This is a genomic window from Streptoverticillium olivoreticuli subsp. olivoreticuli (assembly GCF_003391135.1).
GTDB lineage: Bacteria > Actinomycetota > Actinomycetes > Streptomycetales > Streptomycetaceae > Streptomyces > Streptomyces blastmyceticus.
In genome coordinates, this window is sequence record NZ_CP031455.1 from 3,736,010 (window position 1) to 3,750,371 (window position 14,362).

Annotated in this window: 15 protein-coding genes; 8 read left to right on the forward strand and 7 right to left on the reverse strand. The window is 71.1% G+C overall.

The window, feature by feature from the left end:
- Positions 1–82: 82 nt before the first annotated feature.
- The 4 genes from DXZ73_RS16230 (at position 83) to DXZ73_RS16245 (ending at position 3,311) form a co-directional block, all read left to right on the forward strand.
- A complete protein-coding gene (locus tag DXZ73_RS16230; protein WP_116211710.1) occupies positions 83–1,060 on the forward strand; it encodes a metal ABC transporter substrate-binding protein in 978 nt (325 codons plus the stop codon).
- A 14-nt stretch (positions 1,061–1,074) separates the two neighbouring features.
- Positions 1,075–1,845 carry a metal ABC transporter ATP-binding protein gene (locus DXZ73_RS16235; RefSeq protein WP_116211711.1) on the forward strand — a complete coding sequence of 257 codons (771 nt, stop codon included), beginning with the start codon at positions 1,075–1,077 and terminating at the stop codon, positions 1,843–1,845.
- On the forward strand, positions 1,845–2,741 hold the full coding sequence (locus DXZ73_RS16240) for a metal ABC transporter permease (protein WP_116211712.1): 897 nt from the start codon (positions 1,845–1,847) through the stop codon (positions 2,739–2,741). Before DXZ73_RS16235 ends, DXZ73_RS16240 begins: the two co-directional genes overlap by 1 nt.
- A gap of 144 nt (positions 2,742–2,885) precedes the next feature.
- Positions 2,886–3,311 carry a Fur family transcriptional regulator gene (locus DXZ73_RS16245; protein WP_116211713.1) on the forward strand — a complete coding sequence of 142 codons (426 nt, stop codon included), beginning with the start codon at positions 2,886–2,888 and terminating at the stop codon, positions 3,309–3,311.
- Between the two features lie 59 nt (positions 3,312–3,370).
- Here DXZ73_RS16245 and DXZ73_RS16250 read toward each other — a convergent pair whose 3' ends face one another.
- Positions 3,371–4,219: an isoprenyl transferase gene (locus DXZ73_RS16250; protein WP_116211714.1), complete on the reverse strand. Its 849-nt coding sequence runs from the start codon at positions 4,217–4,219 to the stop codon at positions 3,371–3,373.
- A 40-nt stretch (positions 4,220–4,259) separates the two neighbouring features.
- Positions 4,260–5,006, reverse strand: coding sequence for a DNA repair protein RecO (recO, locus tag DXZ73_RS16255; RefSeq protein WP_116211715.1), 747 nt, complete (start codon positions 5,004–5,006; stop codon positions 4,260–4,262).
- A gap of 202 nt (positions 5,007–5,208) precedes the next feature.
- Here recO and DXZ73_RS16260 point away from each other — a divergent pair, with 202 nt between their 5' ends.
- A complete protein-coding gene (locus tag DXZ73_RS16260; protein ID WP_116211716.1) occupies positions 5,209–5,961 on the forward strand; it encodes a hypothetical protein in 753 nt (250 codons plus the stop codon).
- A 6-nt stretch (positions 5,962–5,967) separates the two neighbouring features.
- Here the strand turns inward: DXZ73_RS16260 and DXZ73_RS16265 are convergent, their stop codons facing one another.
- Together DXZ73_RS16265 and leuA are read right to left on the reverse strand one after the other, a co-directional pair.
- Positions 5,968–6,705: a TerB family tellurite resistance protein gene (locus DXZ73_RS16265; RefSeq protein ID WP_116211717.1), complete on the reverse strand. Its 738-nt coding sequence runs from the start codon at positions 6,703–6,705 to the stop codon at positions 5,968–5,970.
- Between the two features lie 175 nt (positions 6,706–6,880).
- Positions 6,881–8,644, reverse strand: a complete 1,764-nt coding sequence (gene leuA / locus DXZ73_RS16270; protein WP_116211718.1) for a 2-isopropylmalate synthase — start codon at positions 8,642–8,644, stop codon at positions 6,881–6,883.
- A 360-nt stretch (positions 8,645–9,004) separates the two neighbouring features.
- Here leuA and DXZ73_RS16275 point away from each other — a divergent pair, with 360 nt between their 5' ends.
- Entirely contained in the window at positions 9,005–10,048 is a 1,044-nt protein-coding gene (locus DXZ73_RS16275; RefSeq protein ID WP_116211719.1) for a M4 family metallopeptidase, read from the forward strand.
- A 29-nt stretch (positions 10,049–10,077) separates the two neighbouring features.
- Positions 10,078–10,344, forward strand: coding sequence for a protealysin inhibitor emfourin (locus DXZ73_RS16280; RefSeq protein WP_116211720.1), 267 nt, complete (start codon positions 10,078–10,080; stop codon positions 10,342–10,344).
- A gap of 69 nt (positions 10,345–10,413) precedes the next feature.
- Here the strand turns inward: DXZ73_RS16280 and era are convergent, their stop codons facing one another.
- The 3 genes from era to DXZ73_RS16295 all read right to left on the reverse strand — a co-directional run bounded on the left by era (position 10,414) and on the right by DXZ73_RS16295 (position 12,676).
- Positions 10,414–11,355, reverse strand: a complete 942-nt coding sequence (gene era / locus DXZ73_RS16285; RefSeq protein ID WP_116211721.1) for a GTPase Era — start codon at positions 11,353–11,355, stop codon at positions 10,414–10,416.
- A 95-nt stretch (positions 11,356–11,450) separates the two neighbouring features.
- Positions 11,451–11,798 (reverse strand): cytidine deaminase, encoded by a 348-nt coding sequence (locus tag DXZ73_RS16290; RefSeq protein WP_116215655.1) that lies wholly within the window; start codon positions 11,796–11,798, stop codon positions 11,451–11,453.
- A gap of 59 nt (positions 11,799–11,857) precedes the next feature.
- Positions 11,858–12,676: a helix-turn-helix transcriptional regulator gene (locus DXZ73_RS16295; protein ID WP_240351742.1), complete on the reverse strand. Its 819-nt coding sequence runs from the start codon at positions 12,674–12,676 to the stop codon at positions 11,858–11,860.
- 173 nt (positions 12,677–12,849) lie between these two features.
- Between DXZ73_RS16295 and DXZ73_RS16300 the strand changes: the two genes are divergently transcribed.
- Positions 12,850–14,301: an MFS transporter gene (locus DXZ73_RS16300; RefSeq protein ID WP_116211723.1), complete on the forward strand. Its 1,452-nt coding sequence runs from the start codon at positions 12,850–12,852 to the stop codon at positions 14,299–14,301.
- Positions 14,302–14,362: the final 61 nt, after the last annotated feature.

Sequence of the window (14,362 nt, forward strand, 5' to 3'; positions counted from 1 at the left end):
CGATCGGCCGGGGGACCCGGTTGCGCCCCCTTTGCGAACATGTTGTTGACAATCGTTTCCATTTTTGTTGAAAATGACTGTCATGAACGTAAGCCGCCTCCGCTCCCCCCGAATAACCACCGCCGCCGTCGCCACGGCCGCAGCCCTGGGGCTGCTCACGCTCTCCGCGTGCTCCTCCTCCGACGCGGCGGGCAAGGCGGCGGACGGCAGGCTCAAGGTGATCGCGTCGTTCTACCCCATGGAGTTCCTGGCCAAGGAGATCGGCGGCGACCACGTCAGCGTGACCAACCTGACGAAGCCCGGCGTCGAGCCGCACGACCTGGAGCTCAAGCCCAAGGAGACCGGCTCCCTCTCCGACGCGGGCGCGATCGTCTACCTCAAGGGCCTCCAGCCCGCCGTGGACGCGGCGATCAAGCAGTCCGGCAACAAGCACGTCGCCGACGCGGCCTCCCTCACCGCCCTGGAAGAACACGGCACCGAGGTCGACGGCCACCACCACTCCACCGGCGACAACCACTCCCACTCGGAGGGCGAGGCCGGCAAGGACCCCCACATCTGGCTGGACCCGGTGAAGTACGCCGAGGTCGCCAAGGGGGTCAACAAGACCCTCGCCGAGGCCGACCCCGACCACGCGTCCGACTTCCAGAAGAACACGGACGCGCTGGTCAAGAAGCTGGACGGGCTGAACCAGAAGTTCACGGACGGGCTGAAGAACCGCGCCTCCGACACCTTCATCACCACCCACGCCGCCTTCGGCTACCTCGCCGAGCGCTACGGCCTCACCGAGGAGGCCATCAGCGGCGTGGACCCGGAGTCCGAGCCCAGCGCCGCCCGGATGAAGGACCTGCACCAGCTGGCCACGGACCACCACGTCAGCACGGTCTTCTTCGAGACGATCGCCAACCCGGCCACGGCCAGGACCCTGGCCAAGGACCTCGGCGTGAAGACGGACGTCCTCGATCCGCTCGAAGGGATCACCGACAAGTCCAAGGGCGACGACTACTTCGGCGTGATGGAGTCCAACCTCGCCGCCCTCCAGAAGGCACTCGGCACCAAGTGATGGAGGCAGGCAGCATGGACGGTCAGCCCGTCATATCCCTGCGCGGGGCGACGGCCACCCTGGGCTCGCGCCCGGTGCTGCGCGGCATCGACCTGACCGTACGGCGCGGCGAGGTCGTGGCGCTGCTCGGCGCCAACGGCTCCGGCAAGTCCACGGCCGTCCGCGCGATCGTCGGCCAGGTGCCGCTCACCGGCGGCGAGCTGGAGCTCTTCGGCACCCCGCGGCGCCGCTTCCGCGACTGGGCCCGGCTCGGCTACGTACCGCAGCGCACCACCGCCGCGGGCGGGGTGCCCGCCACCGTCGGCGAGGTCGTCTCCGCGGGCCGCCTGGCCCGCACCAAGCTCGGCATCATGCGCAAGGCGGACCGGGAGGCCGTCGTGCGCGCCCTGGAGCTCGTCGGCATGGCCGACCGCATCAAGGACTCCGTGGACGCGCTCTCCGGCGGCCAGCACCAGCGCGTGCTGATCGCCCGCGCACTGGCCGTGGAGCCCGAGCTGCTGATCATGGACGAGCCGATGGCGGGCGTCGACCTGGCCAGCCAGGAGGTCCTCGCGACCGCCCTGCGCGCCCAGGTCGAGCGCGGCGCGACGGTCCTCCTCGTCCTGCACGAGCTCGGCCCGCTGGAGCCGCTCATCGACCGCGCGGTCGTGCTCCGCGACGGCTGTGTCGTCCACGACGGCCCGCCGCCGGAGGCCGTGGGCCAGCACGCGCTGCCCGGCCACGACCATGTACACCCGCACGCCGGCCCGGCAGCGGAACCGATACGGACAGGGCTCCTGAGCTGATGGACATCCTCGACTTCGCCTTCATGCAGCGGGCCCTGCTCGCCGCCCTCGTGGTCGGCATCACCGCGCCCGCGATCGGCACCTTCCTCGTCCAGCGCCGTCAGGCGCTGATGGGCGACGGCATCGGCCACGTGGCCCTCACCGGCGTCGGCCTCGGCTTCCTGCTCAACACCAGCCCGGTGTGGATGGCCACCGCCGTCTGCGTGGTGGGCGCCGTGGTGATGGAGCTGATCCGCTCCTACGGCAAGGCGCGCGGCGACATCGCGCTCGCCATGCTCTTCTACGGCGGCATGGCCGGCGGCGTGATGCTGATGAGCCTGTCCTCCAGCGGCTCCAACGCCAACCTCACGACGTACCTCTTCGGCTCGATCACCACCGTCTCGCAGCAGGACATCGTCGCGATCTGCGTCCTGGCGGCGTTTGTGATCCTGGCCACCCTGGGCCTGCGCCGACAGCTTTTCGCCATCTGCCAGGACGAGGAGTTCGCCCGCGTCACGGGCCTCCCGGTGCGGCTGCTCAACCTCCTGATCGCGGTCACCGCCGCGGTGACCGTCACCGTCGCCATGCGCGTCGTCGGGCTGCTGCTCGTCAGCGCCCTGATGGTGATCCCCGTGGCCGCCTCGCAGCAGATCGCGCGCAGCTTCGCGATGACCTTCGCGCTGGCCATCGCCATCGGCGTGCTGGTGACCGTCTCCGGCACCACCCTGTCGTACTACGTGGACGTGCCGTCGGGCGCCTCCATCGTGCTGCTCGCCATCGGTGTCTTCGTCACCCTGACCGTCCTCGCGACCCCCCTGGCGAGGAAGCGCGCCCGGCAGGCCGCGGCGGCGGCCGAGGACGGCTGCACGCTCACGGTGCCCGACGCCCGCCGCCCCGCCGACGACGTACGGGTCTGACACGGGCGGGCCCCGCGGCACCGCCCTGGACCGCGTACAGGTCCGGGACGCGTCTCGGGGCTTACACACCCGGTGCCGCGGGCTGGCACAATTGGCCGTGCGACACGTGCGGATGGGTGTTCAGGCGAGCTTTTGGAGGCAACTGTGGCGACCGCGGGTCCCCCGGTACGCGGCCGGTCCACCAAGCAGCGGGCAGCGGTCTCGGCCGCGCTCGACGAGGTGGACGAGTTCCGTAGCGCTCAAGAACTCCACGACATGCTCAGACATCGCGGCGCGTCGGTGGGTCTGACCACCGTCTACCGCACGCTGCAGTCCCTCGCCGACGCCGGCGAGGTCGACGTGCTGCGCACCAGCGAGGGCGAGTCGGTCTACCGCCGCTGCTCCAGCGGGCACCACCACCACCTGGTGTGCCGGGTCTGCGGCAAGGCGGTCGAGGTCGAGGGCCCCGCCGTGGAGAAGTGGGCGGACTCCATCGCCGCCGAGCACGGCTTCGTGGACGTCGCCCACACGGTGGAGATCTTCGGCACCTGCGGGGACTGCGCCGCGGCGGCGACCACCGAGCGCGCCTGACGGCCATATGACTGTGCCCCGGACGTCGTCCGACGTCCGGGGCACAGTCATATGCGGGCCTATCCGCGCGGCACGTCTCCGGTGGGGGTCCCCTTGACGAGCTGGTCCTCGTTGGGGATCGCGCCGCCGAAGCGGCGGTCCCGCTGGGCGAATTCCAGGCACGCGCGCCACAGGTCGCGGCGGTCGAAGTCCGGCCAGAGCACGTCCTGGAAGACCATCTCGGCGTAAGCGCTCTGCCAGATCAGGTAGTTGGACGTGCGCTGCTCGCCGGACGGGCGTACGAAGAGGTCGACGTCCGGCATGTCCGGGTAGTAGAGGTACTTCGCGAAGGTCTTCTCCGTGACCTTCGACGGGTCGAGCCGGCCCGCGGCGATGTCCCGCCCGATGGCCGCCGCCGCGTCGGCGATCTCCGCGCGGCCGCCGTAGTTGACGCAGAAGTACATCGTCATGGCGTCGTTGTCCTTGGTCTGCTCCTGGGCGACCTGGAGCTCCTCGACCACCGACTTCCACAGCTTCGGCATCCGCCCGGTCCAGCGGACCCGGATGCCCAGCTCGTCCATCTCGTCACGGCGGCGGCGGATGACGTCGCGGTTGAAGTTCATCAGGAAGCGGACCTCTTCGGGCGAGCGCTTCCAGTTCTCGGTCGAGAAGGCGTACAGGGAGAGGTTCTTGACGCCCATCTCCAGGCAGCCCTTGAGGACGTCCATGACGACGCCCTCGCCGACCTTGTGCCCCTCGGTGCGCGGCAGCCCGCGCTCCTTCGCCCAGCGGCCGTTGCCGTCCATGACGATGGCCACGTGGTTGGGGACCAGCTCACCGGGGATCTTCGGCGGCCGCGCCCCGGACGGGTGCGGTTCAGGGGTGAGGTACTCGCGTCGGGAACGGCCCAGAATCCCGCGTCGTGCCATGCGTGCCACTTCTCCTCGATGCCAGGGTTACTTCTCTGCGTTACTTCTCTACGTAACGGAGGGAGCGGAGCCCCCGCTCCAGATGCCAGTGCAGATACGCCGCCACCAGACCGCTGCCCTCCCGGACGTGCCGCGCCTCGCACGCGTCCGCCGTCGCCCAGTCCCCGGTCAGCAGCGCGCCGAGGAGCCCGATCGACTCCGAGGAGGGTACGACGCTTCCGGGCACCCGGCATTCACCGCATACGACGCCGCCCGCGGCCACCGAGAAGAATCGGTTCGGTCCGGGCATACCGCACTTGGCGCAGGCGTCGAAGCTGGGCGCGTAGCCGTTGACGGCGAGGGAGCGCAGCAGGAACGCGTCGAGGATGAGGTGCGGGGCGTGCTCGCCCGCGGCGAGCGTCCGCAGGCCGCCGACGAGCAGCAGGTACTGCTGCACAGCGGGCTCGCCCTCGTGGTCGGTGAACCGCTCGGCGGTCTCCAGCATGGCGGTGCCCGCGGTGTAGCGGGCGTAGTCGGTGACGATGCCGCCACCGTACGGAGCGATGGTCTCGCTCTGGGTGCACAGCGGCAGTCCACGGCCGACGAGCTCGCCGCCGCGCGCGAAGAACTGCACGTCCACGTGCGAGAAGGGCTCCAGCCGCGCCCCGAACTTCGACTTCGTCCGCCGCACGCCCCTGGCCACGGCCCGCACGCGCCCGTGCCCCCGGGTGAGCAGGGTGATGATCCGGTCCGCCTCACCGAGCTTCTGCGTCCTGAGGACGATGCCGTCGTCGCGGAAGAGACTCATCGCCCGCCCCCTCGGGTGTCCGGCCGGGGGTCCGGGGGTTGTCCCCCGGGAGACGGCAGCTGGGTCCTGAGGACGATGCCGTCGTCGCGGAACAGACTCATGGAGCCATTGTCCCGTACAGCCGGGGGTGCGCTTTCCCCTCGGGTGCGTCCTCAAGTGACGGACGGGCTCGAAGTGGTTCAGGTCGTTGGAGAATGTCGGCATGTTGATCTTCCCGTCCCTCCGGAACCCCCTCTCGACGCTCTCCGCCGGATTGCTCGGGCTAGGGCTGGCCGTCGTCGCCGCCTTCCTGCTGGGCGTCACGGTGCCCGGTAAGCGGGCCGACGCCTGGGCCTTCGCGACGGCGGCCGCCTGTCTGCCGGACGAGCCCTCCACGGAGTGCCGGAAGACCGTGCCGGCCACCGTGGAGAAGACGGAGACCGTCTCCGAGGGCAGGACGCGGCACCACTGGCTCACACTGGCCGAGCGTGGCGGGAGCTCGCACCGCGTGGACATGAGCCGGTCGTCCTCGGTCTTCGGGGCCGTCTCGCCCGGTGACCGGGTGGCGATGACGTCGTGGCGGGGCAAGGTCCGCTACGTCGACTTCCGGAACATGCGGCAGGACGCGGCCGACCGCCCCAAGGAGGCCTACCGCCTCCCGCTGGGCATCGGGCTGGCGCTCCTGCCGCTGAGCGGGATGCTGCTCTGGTTCGCCCAGGCCCTGTTCCGCCGGGCCTCCGACGCCCCCGCGTTCTCCCTCTGGCAGATCAGCGTCGCGGTCGCGTCGGGGATCTGCCTCGCGCTCATCGCCTTCTTCGCGCCCCTGGCCACGGACACGGTGTCGACGGCCCTGCTGCTCAGCGCCGTCGCCGCGTTCCCCGTGGCCCTCGGCGGGCTGTGGCTGATCCGGCAGCAGCGGCGCCGGCCCACGGGCCGGCGGCGGCGGACCGGAAGGCCGAGCCCGTCCGGGGCCTGAGGGCCGTCACGACGGCGTGCGGGCCGCCGCCAGCAGGCGGTCGGTGTCCTCCGGACACAACAGCAGCGCCCGGCCCACCGTCGTGAGGACCTCGCGCTCCGCGGGCCGGTAGGGCCCGTCCGCGAGGGCGATGCGCGCGCCCTGGAGGAGGATCGACTCCCGGCCGGCCGGGGCGAGGTGCGGGGCCAGCGGCTCCAGCGCCTCGTGGAGCTCGATGGCCAGCGCCGTGCCGCAGGGGTCGAAGCCGTCGCGGCCGCAGCCTCCGTCGCCGAGGCCGCCGCCGCTCGCGTACGTCCCGGGGAGGCGGCCCGTGTCCGCGGCGAGCGCCTCGATCAGGGTGATCAGCTGTTCCTCGCTGCAGTCGACGAAGCCCGCGGCGCGCACCGCGCCGACCGCGGCCCTGCGGACCGTACGCGCCTCGGTGCCGCCCGCGGCGAGGACGGCGAGGGCGACCGTGTGCACGGCGTCGCGGAGCATCGCGGAGAAACGGGTGGTGGTGGGGTGGTCCAGGATGTCCGTGCTGTAACGGGCGCGGCAGGCGGTGCACTCGACGATCGGCCCGACCGGTCCGCGCGGCAGCAGCGGCACGCCGAAGGCGACGAGCCGCCGGCGGCCCGTACGGCGGCGGTAGTTGCGGTCGCCGCCGCAGCCGGGGCAGTAGAACTCGCCGTCGCCGACGGTGTGCCACACGGTGCGTACGCCCACCACACACCGGTCCGGTCCGGATCGGCCTCGCGCGTGCATCACGGCGCACCTCCATAACGCCACGGCCTCGTCGCCGCGTTGACGTGATGTTAGCCACATCGATGATGTGGCGTCAGTACCCCGTGCGCAGACTTCGGGCGGCAGTGGGGCGAACACGCCACCGAGCCACCGGATACGGTGGTTTCGGTGGCGTCCCCTTGACCGCCGCGGGAGCTCAGCCGCGGTAGGCGCGGTTGACCGCGGAGACCACGGCCTTGATCGAGGCGCGGGTGGTGTTGGGGTCGGTGCCGACGCCCCACAGCACCTTGCCGTCGATCACGCACTCGATGTACGAGGCGGCGCGGGCGCTCGCGCCCTCGCTCATGGTGTGCTCGGAGTAGTCGAGCAGGCGCGCGTCGACCCCGACCGCGGCGAGCGCGTCGAAGAAGGCGGAGATCGGGCCGTTGCCGGTGCCGGTCAGCACCGTGTCCACGCCGTCCACGACCGCCTCGACGGTGAGCGCGTCGGTGCCCTCGCCGGCGGTCGAGGTCTGGTGGGAGCGCAGCGCGATCCGGCCCCAGGGGTTGTCGTCGGTGGGCAGGTACTCGTCCTGGAAGACCGACCAGATCTCCTGCGGGGTGACCTCGCCGCCCTCGGCGTCCGTCTTCGCCTGGATGATGCGGGAGAACTCGATCTGCATCCGGCGCGGCAGGTCCAGCTTGTGCTCGTTCTTCAGGACGTACGCGATACCGCCCTTGCCGGACTGCGAGTTGACGCGGATGACCGCCTCGTACGAGCGTCCGACGTCCTTGGGGTCGATGGGCAGGTAGGGGACGGCCCACTCGATGTCGTCCACGGTCTTCCCGGCGGCGGCAGCGGTGGCCTCCATCGCCTCGAAGCCCTTCTTGATGGCGTCCTGGTGGGAGCCGGAGAAGGAGGTGTAGACCAGGTCGCCCGCGTAGGGGTGGCGCGGATGGACCTCCATCTGGTTGCAGTACTCCGCGGTCCGGCGGACCTCGTCGATCTGCGAGAAGTCGATCTGCGGGTCGACGCCCTGGGAGAAGAGGTTCATGCCCAGGGTGACCAGGTCGACGTTGCCGGTGCGCTCGCCCTGGCCGAAGAGGCAGCCCTCGATCCGGTCCGCGCCCGCCATGACCGCCAGCTCGGCGGCGGCGACGGCCGTGCCCCGGTCGTTGTGGGGGTGCACGGACAGACAGATGTGCTCGCGCCGGGACAGGTGCCGCGACATCCATTCGAAGCGGTCGGCGTGGGTGCTCGGGGTGGACCGCTCCACCGTGGCGGGCAGATTGAGGATGATCTCCCGCCCGGCCTCGGGCTGCCAGACGTCCATGACGCCCTCGCAGACCTCCAGGGCGAAGTCCAGCTCGGTGTCGGTGAAGATCTCCGGGCTGTACTGGTAGCCGAAGGCCGTCTCGGGGCCGAGGATCTTGTCGGCGTACTCCATGACCAGCCGGGTGCCGTCGACCGCGATCTGCTTGACCTGCTCGCGCGAGCCGCGGAAGACCACCCGGCGGAAGACGGGCGCGGTGGCGTTGTAGAGGTGGACGGTCGCGCGGTGGGCGCCGCGCAGCGACTCCACGGTCCGCTCGATCAGCTCCTCGCGCGCCTGGGTGAGGACGGAGATCGTCACGTCCTCGGGGATCGCGCCCTCCTCGATGATCGACCGCACGAAGTCGAAGTCGGTGGCGCCGGAGGAGGGGAAGCCGACCTCGATCTCCTTGTAGCCCATGCGGACCAGCAGGTCGAACATCTCCCGCTTGCGGGCCGGGGACATCGGGTCGATCAGTGCCTGGTTGCCGTCGCGCAGGTCGGTGGAGAGCCAGCGGGGGGCGGCGGTGACGCGCCGGTCGGGCCAGGTGCGGTCGGGGATGTCGACGGCTTCGTACGACCCGTATTTGTGCACCGGCATCCCCGAGGGGCGCTGGGTCACGGTCGCCGCGGTGACGGGCGTGGGGGGACGTACAGAGATCTCGGGCATCTGCGTGGGGCTCCTCGTGTGTCCGCTGGGCGGCCGACGGGGCTGGTCACCGGCGAGTGACCGCAACACCGAACTCCGCGGGGAGGGAGTCGGCCTACTGCAGACCCTCGCCGCGGCAGCTAAGGAGAAGCAGCCCGAAACGCATGATGCTCAGCACGATAACCGAGCCGGACGCGCCATGGATCCCCCGTATCAGCATGCGGGACGCGATCACTCGCGGTTCCCACGGTTTTCCGGGGGCAGAAGGGGCGGGAGAGGGAATGCGGAATTGCTGTCCCTCAAATGATAGCCAACCACTCGATTTCATTAATCGTGACGCAAAGCAGTGACAAGCCGGAGGCTCGGTGCCACATTGCCGCCATGAAACCGGTGTTCTGCACGATCGTGCCTCCCCACATTCTCGACCGCCTCGCCCAGTCGGAGGACCCGGAGCTCTCCGGCAACGCCCAGCGCACCCTCGAACACGACTCCCTCCACCGCACCCGCCGCCGCGTCACCGCCCTCCGCGGCGTCACGGCACCGGCGGGCACCCCCGCCGACACACCCCAGCGGACGATCTACGACGCCGGCCACCAGGAGACGACGCCCGGCACGAAAGTGCACTCCGAGGGCGACGGGCCGGCCAAGGACGCGACCGTGAACCGTGCGAATTCGGCACTGGGGGCCACATTCGACTTCTATCTGAAGGCGTATGGACGGCACTCCGTCGACGACGCCGGACTGCCTCTGGATGCCACCGTCCATTACGGCACGAATTACGACAACGCCTTCTGGGACGGCTCGCAGATGGTGTTCGGGGACGGCGACGGACAGCTCTTCGTCGACTTCACCGTCTCGGTGGATGTCATCGGCCACGAGCTCACCCACGGCGTCACCCAGCACACGGCCAATCTGGAGTACTACGGCCAGTCGGGCGCGCTCAACGAGTCCCTGTCGGACGTCTTCGGCTCGCTGATCAAGCAGTACGCGCTCGGCCAGACCGCCGACCAGGCCGACTGGCTGATCGGCCAGGGGCTGCTGGGCCCGCACATCCACGGCGTGGCGCTGCGCTCCATGAAGGCGCCGGGCACCGCCTACGACGACCCGCACCTGGGCAAGGACCCGCAGCCCGCCACCATGGACGACTACGTGCGGACCTCGCGCGACAACGGCGGCGTCCACACCAATTCGGGCATCCCCAACCACGCCTTCTACCTCGTGGCCTGCGCGCTCGGCGGGCACGCCTGGGAGCGGGCCGGGAAGATCTGGTACGCCACCCTCACCGGCGGCGAGCTGGCCTCCGACGCCGATTTCGCGGAGTTCGCGCGGCTGACGGCGGCGACGGCGCGGAGCCTGTACGGCGAGGGGGATGCGATTCAGGCCGTTCTCAAGGCGTGGTCGCAGGTGGGGGTCCCCACCTCGTAGGGACGGGCGTACGGGGTAAGGATGGCGGCATGCGGATTGCCATCACCCGAACCGGCGGTTTTACCGGCATCGAGCGGCGGGCCGAGCTGGATACGTCCAGCCGGCCCGACGCGACGCACATCGAGGCCCTGGCCCACCGGGCGCTGACCCCGGGCCACTGCGCTCCGGCACAGGGCGTGCCGGACGGCTTCCACTACGAGATCAAGGTGGACGGCCGCTCGATCCACCTGGCGGACCCCCACCTCACGCACGACCAGCGCGAGCTGATCCAACTGGTCCTGAAGGAGGGTGCGTAGCCTAAGAACCCGAGCTTGCGCAGCTGCTTCGGGACCGTTCCTGTCCTCCGGCCGTCGGCCGTGGCCCGGCTAGAACCCCAGCTTGCGCAGCTGCTTCGGGTCGCGCTGCCAGTCCTTGGCGACCTTCACATGCAGATCGAGGTAGACCGGGGTACCGAGGAGCGCCTCGATGTGCTTGCGGGACTTCATGCCGACCTCCTTCAGCCGGGAGCCCTTGGGGCCGATGATGATCCCCTTCTGGCTGGGGCGCTCGATGTAGACGTTCGCGTGGATGTCCAGCAGCGGCTTGTTCGCCGGGCGGTCCTCCCGCGGCAGCATCTCCTCGACCACGACGGCGATGGAGTGCGGCAGCTCGTCCCGCACGCCCTCCAGCGCGGCCTCACGGATCAGCTCGGCGACCATGATCTGCTCGGGCTCGTCGGTGAGATCGCCCTCGGGGTAGAGCGGCGGGCTCTCCGGCAGCATCGGCACGAGCAGGTCGGCGAGCAGCGACACCTGCTTGTCGCCGACGGCCGAGACCGGGATGATCTCCGCCCACTCGATGCCGAGCTCCTCGCCCAGCTGATGGATGGCGATCAGCTGCTCCGCGAGGGCCTTGGAGTCCACCAGGTCCGTCTTGGTGACGATGGCGACCTTGGGGGTCTTCTTGATCCCGGCCAGCTCGGTGGCGATATAGCGGTCGCCGGGGCCGAGCTTCTGGTCGGCGGGCAGGCAGAAGCCGATCACGTCGACCTCGGCCCACGTGGTGCGCACGACGTCGTTGAGGCGTTCGCCGAGCAGCGTGCGCGGCTTGTGCAGGCCGGGCGTGTCCACCAGCACGAGCTGGGCGTCGGGGCGGTGCACGATGCCGCGGACGGTGTGGCGGGTGGTCTGCGGCCGGTTGGAGGTGATCGCGACCTTCGTCCCCACCAGTGCGTTGGTCAGGGTCGACTTGCCCGCGTTGGGGCGGCCGACGAAGCACGCGAAGCCCGCGCGGTGAGGGGCCTGGGACGGGGAGGAGGCTCTATCCATACTCGATATTCTCCCCGATCCCCCGGCGACCGCCGACCAGCGGTGACCACGACGGGCTCGGCCGCCGGACACCCGCCCGGCGCAGCCGTCCCGCCTCAGCCCGCGAGAAGCCTCGTGTGCGGGGTGCCGTCCGGGCCCGCCAGCAGGACGGGCGTGTCCGGGCCGCCCAGGTCCCGTACGGCCGCGCGGTCCGCCTCGGGGACGGCGGCCGCCTCGGAGACCACCGCCGCGGCCTCCAGCGACTTCGCGCCGCTGGCGACGGCCATCGCGACGGCGGTCCGCAGGGCGCTGAGCTTCAGCGAGTCGAGCGCGACGGTCCCGGCGACATAGGTCCGGCCGGTCTCGTCGCGCACGGCGGCGCCCTCGGGGACGGCGTTGCGGGCGCGCGCGGAGCGGGCCAGCGTGATGATCTTGCGGTCTTCGGGGTCCAGCGTCTCCGTCATACGCGCGAGCATATGCAGCGCCTCGTGGGGATCAAGCCCCGGACCGCAGGAGGACCGGCTCAGCCGGCGACCGAGTACATCCCGCGGCGGCCCTCCGGCGAGGTGAGCCACTCGACCTTCGCCGCCGTGCCCGACTCCGGCACCGGGTTGTGCATCACGATCGTCAGGTCCGGGCGGGCCGGTACGCGCAGCTGGGTGCTCTCGAAGTACAGCGCGCCGACCAGCGGGTGCTCCATCTCCTTGACCAGCTGGCCGCCCTCGCAGACGTCGCCGCGCGCCCACAGCGCCACGAACTCCTCGCTCTCCTCGGCGAGTTCCGCGACGACGGCCTGGAAGCCCTCGTCGTCGGGCCGCCCCGACCAGGCGGCGCGGAACTGGGCGACGACGTGATGGGCGTTGTCCTCCCAGTTCGCGGCGCGCGAGCGGTAGACGGGGTCGGTGAAGAACGTGACCAGCCCGTTCTGCACGGTCTCCGGGCGGAAGCCCATGACCAGAGCGGCCGACTCGTTGTAGGAGACGATGTTCCAGTACGGGTCCATGATGTGCGCCGGGTAGGGCATCCAGCCGTCGATCAGCCGGTGCAGGCCCGCGCACAGATACTCCGCGCCGTACTCCGACTCCGGCGGCGGCGGGTTCAGCCCGGCCAGGGCGTAGAGGTGGCGGCGCTCCGGTCCTGCCAGCTTCAGCACGCGCGCGACGGCGTCGAGCACCTGCGGCGAGACGGTGATGTCACGCCCCTGCTCCAGCCACTGGTACCAGGACGCGCCGACCCCGGCGAGTACGGCCACCTCCTCGCGGCGCAGCCCCGGGGTGCGGCGCCGGGCGCCGCCGTCCGGGAGGCCGACGTCGGCCGGGCTCACCCGGGCCCGACGGCTCATCAGGAACTCGCGCAGTTCCTGGCGGCGGCGCGACCCGGCGGCCTGCGCGCCGCCGGGCGCGGTGTGTGCTTCGCTCGGACCGGCTGTCAACGGCTCCCCCTCGCCTGGTGGTACGGCCACCACCATAAGCAGTGTCTCCCCACGGGTATTCCGCACGGCGGATGGTGATGCCCATGGCGATCGACAGTTCCCCGTCCCTGACCACCTCCGCGCCACCGGCGGCGGAGCGCATGACCACCCGCGCGAAGCTGATCCTGCTGGTGCTGTGCGCGGCGCAGTTCATCATCGCGCTCGACTTCTCCATCCTGAACGTGGCGCTGCCCGTCCTCGGCGACGACCTGGGCATGGGGCAGGCCGACCTCCAGTGGGCGGTCACCGCGTTCGCGCTGCCGTCGGGCGGCTTCCTGCTGCTCTTCGGCCGGATCGCCGACCTCTACGGACGGCGCAGGCTGTTCCTCACCGGGCTCGCCCTCTTCACCCTGGCCTCCGTGCTCGCCACGCTCGCCTGGAACCCGGCGGCCTTCCTCACCGGGCGCGCGCTCCAGGGGCTGGGCGCCGCCGTCATCGTGCCGACCGGCATGGCGCTGCTGACCACGACCTTCGCCGAGGGGCCGCAGCGCGAGCGGGCGCTCGGCATCAGCGGCACCGTGATGTCCCTCGGCTTCACCATCGGCATGGTGCTCGGCGGGGTGCTGACGGACTCACTGGGCTGGCGCTCCACGATGGGCCTGCTGGCCGTGGCCGGCGTCGGCATCCTGGCCATCGCCCCCGGCCTGCTGACCGAGTCACGGCATCCGCAGCGGCCGCGCGTCGACATACCGGGCGCGGTGACGGTGACCGGCGGTCTGCTGGCGCTGATCTACGCCCTGTCGACGGCGGCGCAGCACGGGTTCGGCGGCGTGGACGTCCTCGTCACCCTGATCGGCGGGATCGGCCTGCTCGTCGCCTTCGTGGCCGTGGAGTCGCGGGCCGCGGAGCCGCTGGTGTCGCTGCCGATGCTGCGGCGGCGGACCGTCGCCTGGGGGAACCTGGCCGGGCTGACCACCTTCTCGATGATGAGCACGGTCGTCTTCCTGCTCACCCTCTACCTCCAGGAGGTCCTCGACCTCTCGGCCTTCCGCACGGGCCTGGTCTTCGGCGTGCAGGGCGTCTTCGCGGCCGCCGCCGGGGTGACCGCGCCGAAGGTCATCGCCCGCTTCGGCGCCCGCAACACGCTGGTGGCGGGCCTGGTCGTCCAGGCCGTCTTCACCGCGACACTGCTCGGCGTGGGGCTCGGCTCGGGCAGCGCGTGGCTGGCGCTGGCCGGGGCTTCGCTCGCCTGCGTCGGCCATCTGTGGGCGATCGTGGCCTACGGCGTCACCGCGACGTCGGGCCTGCCGGACGGGGAGCAGGGGCTGGCGACGGGTCTGGTGACCAGCTCGCAGCAGGTGGGCATCACGATCGGGATCCCGCTGCTCAGCGCGCTCTCATCGGCGCGGATCGCTTCGCTGCGGGACGGCGGCTCGGGCTTCGCGTCGGCGACGCTGGGGGGTATCCGCTTGGGGCTGGGCGCGGACGCGCTTCTGGTGGGCGTGGTGGCGGTACTCGTCGCCGTGGGCTTGCGCCGCCGCCGCTCCGCGTCCTGAGGGGCTTTGTTCCCCAGCCCCGCCCCTTCCCTCCCCCAGCTACCGCTGGGAGGTGCCCCCA